The organism is Limnohabitans simekii (SeqCode) (assembly GCF_965234735.1).
Lineage (GTDB): Bacteria > Pseudomonadota > Gammaproteobacteria > Burkholderiales > Burkholderiaceae_C > Limnohabitans > Limnohabitans simekii.
Genome location: NZ_OZ248542.1, coordinates 178913 through 193433, shown reverse-complemented (window position 1 = coordinate 193433; position 14521 = coordinate 178913). Strand labels below are relative to the sequence as shown.

8 protein-coding genes are annotated in these 14521 nt (G+C 54.8%); 1 reads left to right on the top strand and 7 read right to left on the bottom strand.

Annotation, left to right across the window (positions count from 1 at the left end; genetic code table 11):
- Nucleotide 1 precedes the first annotated feature (1 nt).
- On the top strand, nucleotides 2–646 hold the full coding sequence (locus tag AC8GFP_RS07430) for a hypothetical protein (RefSeq protein ID WP_506611785.1): 645 nt from the start codon (nucleotides 2–4) through the stop codon (nucleotides 644–646).
- On the opposite strand, the gene AC8GFP_RS07425 is transcribed toward AC8GFP_RS07430, so the two are convergent.
- The 7 genes from AC8GFP_RS07425 to rpoB are packed head-to-tail and all read right to left on the bottom strand — an operon-like array spanning nucleotide 643 to nucleotide 14497.
- Entirely contained in the window at nucleotides 643–1332 is a 690-nt protein-coding gene (locus AC8GFP_RS07425) for a response regulator (RefSeq protein ID WP_506611783.1), read from the bottom strand. The genes AC8GFP_RS07430 and AC8GFP_RS07425 overlap by 4 nt on opposite strands.
- Before the next feature lie 7 nt (nucleotides 1333–1339).
- Nucleotides 1340–3598: a sensor histidine kinase gene (locus AC8GFP_RS07420; RefSeq protein ID WP_506611781.1), complete on the bottom strand. Its 2259-nt coding sequence runs from the start codon at nucleotides 3596–3598 to the stop codon at nucleotides 1340–1342.
- Complete coding sequence (locus tag AC8GFP_RS07415) at nucleotides 3598–4242, bottom strand: DUF4390 domain-containing protein (RefSeq protein WP_506611780.1); 645 nt, start codon at nucleotides 4240–4242, stop codon at nucleotides 3598–3600. Before AC8GFP_RS07415 ends, AC8GFP_RS07420 begins: the two co-directional genes overlap by 1 nt.
- Entirely contained in the window at nucleotides 4211–5557 is a 1347-nt protein-coding gene (gene rsmB / locus AC8GFP_RS07410; RefSeq protein WP_506611778.1) for a 16S rRNA (cytosine(967)-C(5))-methyltransferase RsmB, read from the bottom strand. The genes AC8GFP_RS07415 and rsmB overlap by 32 nt, the downstream gene beginning before the upstream one ends.
- Complete coding sequence (locus tag AC8GFP_RS07405) at nucleotides 5557–6114, bottom strand: LemA family protein (RefSeq protein ID WP_506611775.1); 558 nt, start codon at nucleotides 6112–6114, stop codon at nucleotides 5557–5559. The genes rsmB and AC8GFP_RS07405 overlap by 1 nt, the downstream gene beginning before the upstream one ends.
- Before the next feature lie 56 nt (nucleotides 6115–6170).
- On the bottom strand, nucleotides 6171–10388 hold the full coding sequence (gene rpoC, locus AC8GFP_RS07400) for a DNA-directed RNA polymerase subunit beta' (RefSeq protein WP_506611773.1): 4218 nt from the start codon (nucleotides 10386–10388) through the stop codon (nucleotides 6171–6173).
- Nucleotides 10385–14497 (bottom strand): DNA-directed RNA polymerase subunit beta, encoded by a 4113-nt coding sequence (rpoB, locus tag AC8GFP_RS07395; protein ID WP_506611771.1) that lies wholly within the window; start codon nucleotides 14495–14497, stop codon nucleotides 10385–10387. The genes rpoC and rpoB overlap by 4 nt, the downstream gene beginning before the upstream one ends.
- Nucleotides 14498–14521: the final 24 nt, after the last annotated feature.

Genomic DNA, 14521 nt, shown 5'->3' with positions numbered 1-14521 from the left:
GATGCATGTCATCGTACTGATGGCGCTGTGTACACTGCAGTCGTTTTGCAAGTTTTTGAGAGTAAGCGTGCGACTGTCCCTGACCCAAGAAAAAATACTGCTGCTGGCCTTTTGCGTCCCCTTGTTTGCTGGGGCGCATCTGTTCAACGGCTGGGTGTTTCAACAGTTTGAACTCTCCGTGAACATCAGCTGGGTCTATCTGCCAGCGTTTTTGCGGGTGGCCTATGTGTTGGTATTGGGGCCCGTTTGGGGCTTTTCCACCATTTTCTTGGGCAGTTTGTTGTTGAGCAATGATTTCGATGACAAGCTGTTGCACAACATCACCAATTCTTTGGCTTCAGCCCTTGGGCCAGTGTTGGCCTTGGGCTTGTTTCGCTTGATGAAAGAACGCGCACTTCAAATCAGCCGACTCAGCGACTTGGTGCAAATGTGTCTGCTGTATGCCTTGCTCAATGCCTTGTTGCATCATGTCGCTTGGAGCTACAACCAACCCTACCAATTTTTGTCGCCAGACCAATTGCCCATCATGGTCATCGGTGACCTGACTGGTGCGGTACTCGGGGCAGTGTTGTTCACAGCCGTCATGCGCCGTTTGAAGCTGTATGACGTGGTGGCTCGTTTGTCGCAAGACGACAAACAAGCTTAAGCGCTGCCGCGTTTGCCTCGCGACAAATCCACACCCAGCTGCTTGAGCTTGCGGTAGAGGTGGGTGCGTTCAAGGCCGGTTTTTTCAGCCACGCGGGTCATCGACCCAGCTTCCTGCGCCAAGTGAAATTCAAAATAGGCTTTTTCAAAACTGTCGCGGGCTTCCCGCAGTGGCCCATTGAGGTCAAAGCTTTGCACCGCTTGGTGACCAGCAGCAGGTGTCGCGGTCGGCATGGACAGCGGCATGAGACTGTTGCTCATGGTGCTGTAGATGGCTGCAGGTGATGCAGCTGGCAAGGGCTTGGAGGGTGCAGCCTGGGGCGCTTTTCGACTCAAACCTTGCTCGACGGCTTTCAACAACTTTTGCAGGGTGATTGGTTTTTCCAAGAATGCCAAAGCGCCAATGCGGGTGGCTTCCACAGCGGTATCGATGGTGGCGTGGCCACTCATCATGATGACCGGCATATTGAGCAAGCCTGCACCTGCCCATTCTTTGAGCAAAGTCACGCCATCGGTGTCGGGCATCCAGATGTCGAGCAACACCAAATCGGGCCGGGCTTCCAAGCGGGCCGCTCGGGCTTGCGACGCGTTTTCAGCCAATTCAACCTGGTGACCTTCGTCGTTCAAAATCTCGAATAAAAGGTCCCGAATGCCAAGCTCGTCATCGACCACCAAAATTGTTGCCATGTTGCGTTCAGTTCAGGTTGAGTTGGGAATCTGCCAGTCGAAATGATAACGATACTTGCGCACCAGTGACCAGCTCATCTTGAAGTTTGTTTTTGAGCTCGATACGTGCATGGTGCTCATCAGCAATTTTCTTCACCACGGCCAAGCCCAAACCCGTCCCGCTGGCTTTGGTGGTGACGTAAGGTTCAAATGCCCGCTGCAAAACAGCTTCACTGAAGCCGCTGCCATTGTCGTGAACACTCAATCGCACTCTTTGTGATTGTGGCCGCATTTCAGTGCGCACTTCCACTTGGGCTCTAGGCGATTGTGCACAAGCATCTTGCGCGTTTTGAATCAGGTTGTGCACCACCTGGCGCAACTGAGCGGCATCCCCCAGGATGGGTGGCAAGCCTTCTTGCAATTGCCAACGCACTGGCACCACCGCATTCACGTTATCGTACAAGGGCATCATCTCCCCCAACATCTCATTCATATCCAGCGCTTGCAAACGCGCTTGTGGCAAGCGGCCAAAGTCACGGAATTCATTCACCAATCGCTGCAAAGCATCTACTTGGTCAACGATGGTTTTCACGGATTTGGTGACCAGGGTTTGATCAGCGGCATCCAGCTTACCCTGCAGCTTCATGGCCAAGCGTTCGGCCGAAAGCTGGATGGGTGTGAGCGGATTCTTGATTTCATGGGCCAAGCGTCTGGCCACCTCGGCCCAAGCTTGGGTGCGCTGTGCAGAGACAATTTCGGAGATGTCATCAAAGACCAGCAGCCAATCGCCTTGTGGCAGCAAGGCACCTCGAGCCACCAAGGTGGTGTGGCTCACCGTTTGCGCAGCAAAGTCGTTGGCTCGGTCACGCGGCAGGGTCGCGTCCAATTCAAAGGATTGCTGCCAGTGGTCCAGACTGTGTTGCTGATGCTCACCCACAAACTCGGCAAACTGCTCCATCACTTGGTGACCGAACACCTCCAAGCCTTCCACCGCTTGCAAGGGTTTGCCCACATGCGCGGCCATGGGGATTTGCAAAATGCGCGTCGCTCCGGGGTTGATGGACAAGATCTCGCCATCTCGATTCAACAAAATCACACCCGCGGTCAGGTTGTCCAACATGGTTTGCAAATGGCTGCGTGCCAAATCCACTTGCGCCATGCTGCGCTCGACTGAATTGCGAGCATCCGAAAGTTGCTGGGTCATGTCGGCAAAGGACCTCGTCAGACCGTCCAGTTCGTCTTTGCCTTGCAAAAAAGGTTTAGGCCGCAAGTCCCCTGCTGCCACATCGCGAACACCCTCGGCCAACACCAGCAAGGGTTTGGCCAATTGATTGCCCAGTAAAACGGCCAACAACACCGCGCCAAACACCGCCAAAAACAAGGCCAAAGTGAGGGTGCCAATGTACATGCGTTGCAAGCCGTTGCGAGCCAAGGCACGCTCTTGATATTCCCGGTTGGCCTCCAACACCGCCAAGGCGTTGGCCACCAAAACAGGCGGTAGTTTTTTGACGACTTGCAAAACCTGTTGCTGTTCATCAAGTTGAAAGCCTGTACCAGGCATCTTCAACAACACAGTCATGCGCGGCACCATGCCGGGACTGTTGTCATCCAAACCCTCACTGCGCCAACTGACACCTTGTTGTCGCACTTGTCGCCAATCCGAGGCACTGGGACGTTCTGGCTGCAACTGGTATCTGGCTTCGCCAACCGTCGCCACCACGGTGCCATTGCTGCGCCATAGTGTGACTTCGTTGGCGTCAAGTTGCTCGCGCACCTTTTCCAGCGCGATCGGCATGTTGCTGTCAGATTCACCCCGCAAACCTGCGCTTGCGCTGCGAACGCTGGCGGTTAACTCATTGGCCAAACTCTCCAGCGTCGATCGACTCAAGTTCAGACCTGCATCCAGTGCCACCTCCACCTTGGTATCAAACCATACCTCGATGGAACGGGTGACGAATTGGTAAGACACACCGTAAATCAATAGGCCCGGCAAGATACCCACCAAGCCAAAAATAGCAGCCAGCTTGACAAGCAATCGGCTGCCAAATTTACCTTGACGCAAACGGCTGATCAGTCGCCACGCAAACCAAGTGATCACCAACAACAACAAGCCGGCAAACACTGTGTTCAAACCAAACAGCAGGCTGTAGTTTTGCTCGTAAACATCCCAGCGTTGGGTTGCTTGGGTGAGTAAAAACAGCAGCACCAGAGCCAAGGACATGAGAATGGTCAACACCACCCCCAGCAACCAACTGCGGTGACGCAATGCCGTCGCCGTTGTTTGCATCATTTGCCCAAGTCATCCAAGCGCTGTGATTGGCGCAGCTCGAGCGCCCAATCGTTGGTGACTAAATTGCCAAACTGCAAGGCTTGCGGGAGTTGACTCAAATCGAGATTGAATTGAATGTCCAACTTTTGCTTGGCATCTGTATTGAGCACGCTGAGTTCAGCCATCTTCCAACGGTTGATTTTTTGAATCGCTTGCAATGCATCTTTCAAGCTGTCGTAACTGCTACCCAGTGACACGCCCAAGCCACTGGACTGAATCGGTTGTGCGGATTGCATCACCCGCCAGCGGCGTGACAACGGCTGATAACTCAGCCGAATATGCCGTTCAGTTTGGCTGATGCGTTTGTCATACCAATACCAGCGCTCACGCAAAACCGTGGCTTGCAATACAAAATTCACTGGCATGCCCCGGGTCAGGGCATCTTCCAAGCTACCAGGCAACTCAAAAGCCAGGGCCGCATTCAGGTACAGCCCGTCCTCGCCTCGCTCGATTTGAAACTCGGTCCATTGCACAGCGCTGGATTGCGCATGCACATAGCCAATGCTCAGGGCCAAGCCCAAGAAGAGCAAGGTCTGCCGCAGGTAGCGCGCTAAGCGATCACAGCCGCGCCTAGGCATCGAGGCGGTGTTCAAGCAGGGCATAAAAGAATCCATCATGGTCACGCAGACCATTGTCCAAGACCGAAGCAGTGTTTGTGCTTTGGGTGGGCTTTAATTGACCTGCAGAGGGAAGCAATCGGGCCTGAGTGTTGTTTCCAAGAAACGAATCAATTTGACCTTGCCCCTCTTTGACAAACAGTGAACAGGTGCAATAAAGCAACCGACCTCCGGGCTTGAGCAGGGGCCACAAGGCATGCAACAAGGCTTGTTGCTGCTGTGCCAGTCCGGCCAGGTCACTGGCCCTGCGCAGCCAAGGAATATCCGGATGCCGCCGCACAATGCCAGAAGCGGTACATGGTGCATCCAGCAAGATGGCATCAAAGGCTTGGCCATCCCACCAGTTGCTCGGTTGGGCAGCATCGGCAGCACGCACTTTGGCTTTCAACTGCAAGCGATTCAAGTTCTCTTCAATGCGCTGGCAACGCTGTGCGTCAATGTCCAGAGCCAAGACATCGACATCGGCCATTTCCAACAAATGCGCGGTTTTGCCACCCGGTGCAGCACACGCATCCAGCACCCGTAAGCGTTGCCCTGACGCCGCTTGCAAGCCCTGAAGCAAGGTGGGTGCGGCCAACTGCGCGCCCAAGTCTTGTACCGACCACCAGCCTTCCTCGAAACCAGGCAGACTGTGTACGCCTCGCGCTTGGTGCAACACCAAGCCCACTTCACCTGATGTATCGGTGTCAATACCTTGTGCACGCCATTGGCTTTGCAAAGCATCGCGGCTGATCAAGCGGGTGTTGACCCGCACCGCCATGGGTGCGGCTTGCAAACTCGCCTTCAGAATAGATGACCAATCTTCAGGATGGTCTTGGCGCATCGCTTGAATCCACCATTCAGGCGCATTCCATTGGGCGCTGGGCAGGCTGTTGGTTTGCGCCATCAAGGCTTCGCGTTCGCGCAAAAAGCGCCGCACACAGGCATTGATGAAGGCGGCTTGGGCCTTGGTGGCTGGGTTGCGTTTGGCGGCTTCCACCAATTGGCTCACCAGCGTGTGTGCAGGGTACATGGCCTGGTCTGGGTGCAGTGCCAAGGCCACTCCCACGCAAAGGAGTGCGTTGGCCTCAGCGCTGGGTTGTCTTTGAACCAAATGTTTTTTCACGGCCAAGGTGCGGCCCCATTGACGCAACACCGCAAACAACAAAGCTTGTGCAGCTGGACGCAAACGCGGGTCTACTTTGGTCAAAGCTTGACTGTGATTGCGACCTTGCAGCACCGCTTGAAGTGCTTGCGCACAAGCTTGCAATTGTTGCCAAAGCGGCGGGGCCAAACTTGCAGCGTCGCTTGGCGAGTGCATCACAAAATAGTCGCTGGATGAAACTGAAAAATCTTGGCCAACAAAGCTGCAGGGTACTGGGCAATGGCTTGGTTGTAGTCTTCTATCGCAGCGTTGTAACGCTGCACTTCAGGTTGCACCAACACATCCAATTCAAGCCAGCGCTGTTTAAGGGGCTCGGGGACGCTCACGTAATAGACATCGGGATGAATCAATGCCAACCAGGCGTCTTGCAATTCAGAGGCGGCATCTTGCATGGCTTTGACGCTATCGGGATCAAGTGGATGCGATTGCATCCGAGCCATGGCCACCGTGCTCAATCCAGCTGCGACTTGCAAACGGGTCCATTGGTCGGCTCCCAAATCAGGTGCAGAGGAGGTCGCCCACAACTGCGGCGCGGTTGCCGCAGCCGTGACGGCTTGGTGAACCAACTCTTGGTAATTCATCAAGACGCTTTCGAGTGGTCCGAATTGCTGCGCGACTTGGGCACGCAAGCGCACCAAGCGGTTGTAAGCCCCCAGTGACCAAAACACCAGGATCGACAGCAGCAATAAAAACCAGCCCGAATGCAACAGCATTTCAGCGCTTTGAAACGTGCCAGACGTTCCCGCCAGGCCCCGAAGGGCCTAGGGGGTTAGTCAGCTGCAGGTGTCTCTTCGCTGGCACCTTCTTGCTGCGCCAAGGCCAGTTCTTCGGCCTCGGAATCGGCAATGGCGCGACGTTCGGCTTCGTCCATCAGGTCTTTGGCTTTGCGTGCACGGTGGTAGGCCATGCCCGAACCAGCGGGAATGAGACGACCAACGATGACGTTTTCTTTCAAGCCACGCAACTCGTCGCGCTTGCCCATGATGGCCGCTTCGGTGAGCACACGTGTGGTTTCTTGGAAAGAAGCCGCAGAGATGAAGGAGTCGGTGGACAAAGAAGCTTTGGTGATACCCAGCAACAAATTGGTGTATGTGGCTGGAATCTTGCCATCCCGTTGCAGCGCTTCGTTGGTGTTGAGCATTTCAGAACGCTCGACTTGTTCACCACTGATGTAGTTGGTGTCGCCGACGTTGTCGACCACCACACGGCGCAGCATTTGACGAACGATCACTTCAATGTGCTTGTCATTGATCTTCACGCCTTGCAAACGGTACACGTCTTGCACTTCGTCCACGATGTAGCGTGCGAGTTCCTCGATGCCCAACAAACGCAAGATGTCTTGCGGGTCGGCGGGGCCGTCCACAATGCTCTCGCCCTTGTTGACCACTTGGCCTTCGTGCACCACCATGTTTTTCTCTTTGGGGATGAGCTCTTCCCACACTTTGCCTTCGGGGTCGGTGATCTGCAGGCGGATCTTGCCTTTGGTTTCCTTACCGAAGGACACGGTGCCGGTCATCTCAGCCAAGATGCCCTTGTCTTTGGGCGAACGCGCTTCGAACAGTTCAGCCACACGGGGCAAACCGCCGGTGATGTCTCGGGTCTTTTGACCTTCAACAGGGATACGCGCCAGCACTTCGCCAGGACCCACTTCTTGACCGTCGCGCACTTGAATCAGCGCACCGATTTGGAAGCCGATGGTCACCGAATGATCGGTGCCAGGGATCTTGACTTCTTTGCCAGAGGCGTCGATCAGTTTCACCTGCGGACGCACCACTTTGGTGGAACCACGTCGCTTGGGATCGATCACCACCAGCGTGGACAAACCGGTCACTTCATCGAGCTGTTTGGCAACCGTCAGACCTTCTTCGACATTCTCGAATTGGGTTTTACCGGCGAACTCGGTGATCACGGGACGTGTGAGCGGATCCCAGTTGGCCAAGATGGTGCCAGCCTTGATGGCTTGGTCTGGCTTGATGGCCAGGATGGCGCCATAGGGCACTTTGTGACGTTCGCGTTCGCGACCTTGTTCGTCGTGAATGATGATTTCACCCGAGCGAGAAATGACAACCAACTCTTTCTTGCTGTTGGTCACATAACGCATGGTGGCGTTGAAGCCAATCACGCCGTTGGACTTGGCATCCACGCTGGAGGCCACGGCCGCACGAGAAGCCGCGCCACCAATGTGGAAGGTTCGCATGGTCAACTGAGTACCGGGTTCGCCGATGGATTGCGCTGCAATCACACCGACAGCTTCGCCGACGTTGACCAAACCGCCACGACCCAAATCGCGGCCATAGCACTTGGCGCACAAACCAAAGCGCGTTTCGCAATTCAATGCCGTGCGGACTTTGATTTCGTCCACGCCCAACAACTCGATCTCGTCGATCAGGTCTTCGTCCAGCATGTTGCCCGCAGGCACCAACACCTCACGGGTTTCGGGGTGAATCACGTCTTCGGCCACAGAACGGCCCAAGACACGGTCACGCAAGGACTCGATCACTTCACCACCTTCAACAATGGCACGCATGACTTGACCATTGGCTGTGCCGCAATCGTCTTCAATGACCACCAAGTCTTGGGTCACGTCTACCAAACGACGCGTCAAGTAGCCCGAGTTCGCTGTTTTCAAAGCGGTATCGGCCAGACCTTTACGCGCACCGTGGGTCGAGATGAAGTACTGCAACACGTTCAGGCCTTCACGGAAGTTGGCCGTGATGGGCGTCTCGATGATGGAGCCATCAGGCTTGGCCATCAAACCGCGCATACCCGCCAACTGGCGAATCTGAGCGGCTGAACCGCGCGCACCCGAGTCGGCCATCATGTAGATGGAGTTGAACGACTCTTGCTCGACTTCATTGCCATGGCGGTCGATGGTTTTCTCTTTGCGGAGTTGGTCCATCATCACCTTGGAGACGGCGTCACCGGCCTTGCCCCAAATGTCCACGACCTTGTTGTAACGCTCGCCAGAAGTGACCAAACCCGAGACGTATTGCTGCTCGATGTCTTTGACTTCTTTTTCAGCGCTTTCAATGATGGCGTGTTTCTCATGCGGCACCAACATGTCGTCGATACAGATGGAGATGCCTGCACGGGTGGCCAAACGGAAACCGTTTTGCAACAGTTTGTCGGCGAACACCACGGTTTCTTTCAAACCGCATTTGCGGAATGAGGTGTTGATCAGCTTGGAAATTTCTTTCTTCTTCAGCGCTTTGTTCAAGTTGCTGAAAGGCAAGCCTTTGGGCAGGATCTCGGACAACAAGGCACGGCCGACGGTGGTTTCTACCAACGAGGTGCTGGAAGAAAACTCTTCCGTGACTTTGTCTTTGGTCCACTCGGTCATGCGCACCGTGATCTTGGCAGTGAGTTCCACCACATTGGCATCCAAGGCGCGTTGCACCTCGCCAATGTCGGCGAACACCAGGCCTTCGCCTTTGCCGTTGATGCGCTCACGGGTCGTGTAGTACAGGCCCAGCACCACGTCTTGCGACGGCACGATGGATGGCTCGCCACTGGCGGGGAACAGCACGTTGTTGGAGGCCAGCATCAAGGTGCGGGCTTCCATTTGCGCTTCCACCGACAAAGGCACGTGAACCGCCATTTGGTCGCCGTCGAAGTCGGCGTTGAAGGCCGAGCAAACGAGCGGGTGCAACTGAATGGCCTTGCCTTCAATCAAGATCGGCTCAAACGCTTGAATGCCCAAACGGTGCAGCGTGGGGGCACGGTTAAGCAACACGGGATGCTCTTTGATGACCTCTTCCAAGATATCCCACACCACAGGGGTGCCTGCTTCAACTTCTTTTTTGGCTGCCTTGATGGTGGTGGCAATGCCCATCAGCTCCAGCTTGCTGAAGATGAAGGGCTTGAACAACTCGAGGGCCATGAGCTTGGGCAAACCGCACTGGTGCAGTTTGAGGGTGGGGCCCACAGTGATGACTGAACGGCCAGAGTAATCGACGCGCTTGCCCAACAAGTTTTGACGGAAACGACCCGACTTGCCTTTGATCATGTCGGCCAAAGACTTGAGCGCACGCTTGTTGGCGCCGGTCATGGCTTTGCCACGGCGACCGTTGTCCAGCAAGCTGTCCACAGCTTCTTGCAACATGCGCTTTTCATTGCGTGCAATGATTTCAGGCGCGTTGAGTTCCAGCAAACGACGCAAACGGCTGTTGCGGTTGATGACGCGACGGTACAAGTCGTTCAAGTCGGAGGTGGCGAAACGACCACCGTCCAACGGCACCAAGGGGCGCAAATCGGGTGGCAACACCGGCAACACCGACAACACCATCCACTCGGGTTTGATACCCGATTTTTTGAAAGCCTCAAGGACTTTCAAACGCTTGGCGTTTTTCTTGATCTTGATTTCAGAGCCGGTCAAATCGTTGCGGAGTTTTTCAATCTCCATGTCGATTTCCATGCTCTCCAACAGATCGCGAACACCTTCAGCACCCATCTTGGCTTGGAACTCGTCGCCAAGTTCTGTGCGTTTGGCTTCGTACTCATCCTCGGTCATGATGGCGTATTTTTTCAGCGAGGTCATGCCGGGATCGGTCACGACATAAGCTTCAAAATACAAGACACGTTCGATGTCACGCAGGGTCATGTCCAACACCAAGCCCAAACGGCTGGGCAAGGATTTCAAGAACCAAATGTGGGCGCAAGGTGCTGCCAGGTCGATGTGACCCATGCGTTCGCGACGCACTTTGGTTTGGGTGACTTCAACGCCGCACTTCTCGCAAATCACACCACGGTGTTTCAGGCGTTTGTATTTGCCGCACAAGCATTCGTAGTCTTTGATGGGGCCAAAAATCTTGGCGCAAAACAAACCATCGCGCTCAGGTTTGAAGGTGCGGTAGTTGATGGTTTCAGGCTTTTTAACTTCACCAAAAGACCATGAGCGGATTTTTTCCGGGGAAGCCAGGCCAATTTTGATGGCATCGAAATGCTCATCAGGTGTGAACTGCTTAAAGAGGTCGAGTAATGATTTCATGAACGCTCCAACTCAATATCAATGCCCAATGAACGAATTTCTTTGACCAACACGTTGAACGATTCGGGCATGCCCGCTTCGATCGCGTGTTCGCCTTTGACGATGCTTTCGTAAACCTTGGTGCGGCCTTGCACATCGTCGGATTTGACGGTGAGCATTTCCTGCAAGGTGTAGGAGGCGCCATAGGCTTCCAGCGCCCAGACCTCCATCTCGCCAAAACGTTGACCACCAAACTGGGCCTTGCCGCCCAAAGGTTGTTGGGTGACCAAGCTGTAGGGGCCGGTAGAACGTGCATGCATCTTGTCGTCCACCAAGTGGTGCAACTTCAACACGTGCATGTAGCCCACGGTGGTGGGTCGGTCGAAAGCATCACCGGTACAACCATCAAACAAGTTGGCCTGGGTGCGGGCCGAAGTCAAGCCTTTGGACTTGACCACATCATCTGGGTAGGCCACCTTCAGCATGGTACGAATGTCTTCTTCCGAGGCGCCATCAAACACCGGGGTGGCAAACGGCACACCAGTGGACAAGTTGTTGGCCATTTCCTTGATGTCTTTGTCAGTCAACTTGCTCAGGTCTTCTTTGTGACCTGTGGTGTTGTAGAGGGTTTCCAAGAAGCTGCGCAATTCGGTTGCCTTGGCTTCTTCTTGCATCATGAAGCCCAGTTGCTCGCCAATGCCTTTGGCAGCCCAGCCCAAATGCACTTCCAGCACCTGACCCACGTTCATGCGCGAAGGCACGCCCAAGGGGTTGAGCACGATGTCCACAGGCGTGCCATCGGCCATGTAAGGCATGTCTTCCACGGGTACGATTTTGGAGACCACGCCTTTGTTGCCATGGCGGCCAGCCATCTTGTCACCGGGCTGCAAGCGACGCTTGACGGCCAGGTAAACCTTGACCATTTTCAACACACCGGCTGGCAACTCATCACCTTGGGTGAGTTTTTTCCGCTTTTCTTCAAAAGCCAAATCGAAACTGTGGCGGGTTTGCGCCAACGCGTTTTTGATGCTTTCCAGTTGCGAGGCAACATCTTCATCTGCGGGGCGGATGTCAAACCAGTGGAATTTCTCCACGCCAGCCAGATAGTCTTTGTCGATCTTGCTGCCTTTGGCCAGCTTCTGCGGTCCACCGTTGGCCACTTTGCCCAAGAGCAATTTGTGGATACGGTCGAAAGCATCGGCTTCCACAATGCGCAACTGGTCGTTCAAGTCCAAGCGGAAACGCTTGAGCTCATCGTCAATGATTTGCTGTGCGCGTTTGTCGCGCACGATGCCTTCACGGGTGAAGACTTGCACGTCGATGACGGTACCTTGCGAACCTTGATCCACACGCAAAGAGGTGTCTTTCACATCCGAAGCTTTTTCACCGAAGATGGCGCGGAGCAATTTCTCCTCAGGCGTCAGCGTGGTTTCACCTTTGGGTGTCACTTTGCCCACCAGCACATCGCCAGGCTGCACTTCTGCACCGACGAAGATGATGCCGGACTCGTCCAAACGGTTGAGTTGTTGTTCGGCCAAATTCGGGATGTCGCGGGTGATTTCTTCTGCGCCCAATTTGGTGTCACGTGCCATCACCACCAATTCTTCGATGTGGATGGAGGTGTAACGGTCTTCGGCAACCACACGCTCAGAGATGAGGATGGAGTCTTCGAAGTTGTAACCGTTCCAGGGCATGAACGCGACCAACATGTTTTGACCCAAGGCCAATTCACCCAAATCGGTGGAAGCGCCGTCAGCGATGACGTCGCCTTTGGCCAACTTGTCACCACGCTTGACGAAGGCGCGTTGGTGGATGTTGGTGTTTTGGTTGGAGCGTTGGTATTTGATGAGGTTGTAGATGTCCACACCCACTTCACCGGCCTGGGTTTCTGCGTCATTGACGCGAACCACGACGCGGGTGGCGTCCACATAATCCACCACACCACCACGGTTGGCCGTGACCACGGTACCCGAGTCGATGGCAGCCACGCGTTCAATGCCGGTGCCGACAAAGGCTTTTTCTGGGCGCAACACTGGCACAGCTTGACGCTGCATGTTGGCACCCATCAAAGCGCGGTTGGCGTCATCGTGTTCCAAGAAGGGCACCAGCGATGCAGCCACCGACACGATTTGGGCTGGCGACACATCCATGTACTGCACGCGCTCGGCGCCGCACAAAATAGATTCGCCTTTTTCACGGGCAGACACCAGGTCGCCGATCAAACGGTCGTCTTTGTCCAAAGCGGCGTTCGCTTGCGCAATCACGTACTTGGCTTCTTCGATGGCTGACAAATAATCGATGTCCAAGGTGACCTTGCCATCGGCCACACGACGGTAAGGTGTCTCAATGAAGCCGTATTCGTTCAAACGCGCATACAAAGACAGCGAGTTGATCAGGCCAATGTTGGGACCTTCAGGTGTTTCGATGGGGCAGACACGACCGTAATGGGTCACGTGCACGTCACGCACCTCAAAGCCAGCACGCTCGCGGGTCAAACCACCTGGGCCCAGGGCTGATACACGACGCTTGTGCGTGATTTCAGACAAGGGGTTGGTTTGGTCCATGAACTGGGACAACTGAGAAGCGCCAAAGAACTCTTTCAACGCTGCCGAAATGGGCTTGCTGTTGATCAAGTCGTGGGGCATGAGTGGCTCTTGCTCGGCTTGACCCAAACGTTCTTTCACGGCTTTTTCAATCCGTGCCAAACCGGTGCGGTATTGGTTTTCGGCCAACTCACCCACGCAACGCACGCGGCGGTTGCCCAAGTGGTCGATGTCATCGACTTCGCCACGGCCATTGCGCAAGTCCACCAAGATTTTGACCACGGCCAAAATGTCTTCGTTGTTCAGCACCATGGGGCCGGAGGATTCATCGCGGCCAACACGGGCATTGAACTTCATGCGACCCACGCGTGACAAATCGTAGGTGTCTGGGTTGTAGAACAATCGCTGAAACAAAGCTTGCACAGCGTCTTCGGTGGGCGGCTCGCCAGGACGCATCATGCGGTAGATGGCCACGCGTGCGGCAAACTCGTCTGCCGTTTCATCGATGCGCAGGGTTTGTGAAATGTAAGCACCTTGGTCCAACTCGTTGGTGTAGATGCACTGCAATTCTTTGACGCCACTGGTGCGCAGTTTTTTCAGCAAAGCTTCGGTCAACTCGTCGTTGGCCTTGGCGATGATTTCACCGGTTTCTTCATCAACGATGTTGCGTGCCACGACACGGCCGATCAGGAAATCTTCGGGCACCGACACATGGGTGGTGGCCGTGGTTTCCATTTCGCGGGTATGTCGTGCCGTGATGCGTTTGTCTTTGGCAACGATCACATTGCCGTTTTTGTCGGTGATGTCAAAACGGGCGACTTCACCGCGCAAACGCTCGGCCACGAATTCCATTTGTGCGCCACTGTCCATCAAGCGGAAGTTGTCGTTCACAAAGAAGTTGGCCAAGATGGATTCGGGCGTCAAGCCGATGGCTTTGAGCAAAATCGTGACGGGCATTTTGCGGCGGCGGTCAACGCGGAAATACAAAATGTCTTTCGGGTCGAACTCGTAATCCAGCCAAGAGCCACGGTAGGGAATGATGCGGGCGCTGAACAACAATTTGCCCGAGCTGTGTGTTTTGCCTTTGTCGTGTTCAAAGAACACGCCAGGCGAACGGTGCAACTGAGACACGATGACGCGCTCGGTGCCATTGATGATGAAGGAGCCTTTGTCGGTCATCAGGGGCACTTCACCCATGTAGACCTCTTGCTCTTTCACTTCTTTCACCACTTTGGATTGTGGTGTGGAGGAATCTCGGTCGTAAATGATCAGCTGCACGCGAGCGCGAACAGCGGAAGAGAAGGTGAGGCCTCGGGTTTGGCATTCGCGCACATCAAAGGCGGGCTTGGCCAAGTTGTACTCAAGGTACTTCATCTCGACAAAACCATTGTGCGAGACGATGGGGAAAGCGGCTTCAAAGGCGGCTTGCAAGCCTTCGGCGCTGCGTTTTTTGGGGGCTACGTCAGCTTGCAAAAACGCGGTGTACGCGTCTTTTTGCATTTGCAGCAGGTAAGGAATTTCCAGCACGCTGTCGCGGCTGCCGAAACTTTTGCGGATGCGCTTGCGTTCGGTAAATGTATAGGCCATGAGTTCTCCGGACTTGATTCACTC